Source organism: Massilia sp. 01N410 (assembly GCF_056399665.1).
In genome coordinates this window covers 1-1,176 of the sequence record NZ_JBFTRV010000048.1, presented here as the reverse complement: position 1 = coordinate 1,176, position 1,176 = coordinate 1, and the positions used below count along the sequence as shown (strand labels likewise).

2 protein-coding genes are annotated in these 1,176 nt (G+C 63.3%); both read right to left on the bottom strand.

All coding sequences use genetic code 11. The features are described from left to right. The coding region (locus AC1DOP_RS27135; RefSeq protein WP_477254389.1) for an IS1595 family transposase at window positions 1-613 on the bottom strand (613 nt) is incomplete at its 3' end. A gap of 132 nt (window positions 614-745) precedes the next feature. Further along, the gene (locus tag AC1DOP_RS27130; RefSeq protein WP_442124979.1) at window positions 746-940 is read right to left on the bottom strand and encodes a hypothetical protein; all 195 of its coding nucleotides are present in this window, start codon (window positions 938-940) and stop codon (window positions 746-748) included. Between the last annotated feature and the right edge of the window lie 236 nt (window positions 941-1,176).

Below are 1,176 nucleotides of genomic sequence, written 5' to 3'. Positions count from 1 at the left end.
TGCCCTTGCCGGTCACGGCGTCGATGGTCTGGCCGCTGCGATCGCGTGCCACCAGGATGCACACTTGTTCATTCGAGATCCCGCGCTTTGTCGCCTTGCCGCCGCGCTTTCGTGGCGGACGGTCGAGATGTCTGGACCCCTTGTGCGATTCGAGCACATACATCTCATCGGCTTCGGCGATGCCACTCAGCCGTTGCGGCCGGTCATCCTTGCTCAAGGCCAGGAAACGGTGACGCCATCGAAAGCTGGTCGCGCTGGCCACGCCGATCTCGCGCGCCGAGCGGCGCACGCTGCGGGARTCGAGCATGCAGCCGAGRTAGTCGAGCCAGTGCGCCTTGTGGCGCAGCCGCGCCAGCGGCGTGCCGCTGAGCAGGTTGAAGGTGCGGCGGCAGCTACGGCAGCGGTAGCGCTGCAGTCCGTGCGCATGGCCGTGGCGATAGGGTTTGTCGGCCTGGCAGTGCGGGCAGCAGAGTGGCATGCCGGGTTGCTCGACGATCTCGAGTACACGCTCGAGGCCGGCCGCCGATTGCAGCAGGTCGAGCAGGTGGTCGCGCTGGCGCCGCGTCAGGCTGGACAGGCGTTGCAGGAACTGTTCGAACTGCCGTGCTTGCATGGGGCCTCCGTCAACGGTTCAGGTCGACATTGGACCGCAGGCTTGCAGAAAAAATTCCACACTTGGCGCGAACAGCGCCAAAAAAACCGTCCGGCTATGAACCGGACGGCTTTGTCGTGAAGCGGAGAATCTTCAGCGTGGCGCCGAGTCCTTCGTGTGGGGCTTGGTGCTGCCGATGCGCGCTGGATCGAACAGCCTGACCCGTTGCGACACAGGCTGGACGAAGCGGCTGCCGGTGCGGAATCGCGATCCGCCGGCGATCGCCAGCATTGCCTGGCGGTCCAGATCGATGTTTTCGGACAGATCCTTGATGACGATGATAGCCATGATGCCTCCTGGGAAAATGGCAGGTAAACGGACTGCAAACCCATTGCCGGGATAGAGCCCGGCAATGGGGTGTAGGGAAGGGCGGTATCAGAAGGTGAGCTTGTTTTCGCCCTTCAGTGCGGCGGCCACATCGATATCGGGGCCGCGGAACCCGGCGCCGATGACGCCGTTGTTGTTGAGGACATTCACGCCGATCTGCTGGAACTGTGCAAGCTGCTGGTTCACGTTCACATTGA

What these genes read in the sequence shown, in the direction of transcription:
- AC1DOP_RS27130 (WP_442124979.1), bottom strand. Translation starts at nt 940, where the DNA reads ATGGCTATCATCGTCATCAAGGATCTGTCCGAAAACATCGATCTGGAC.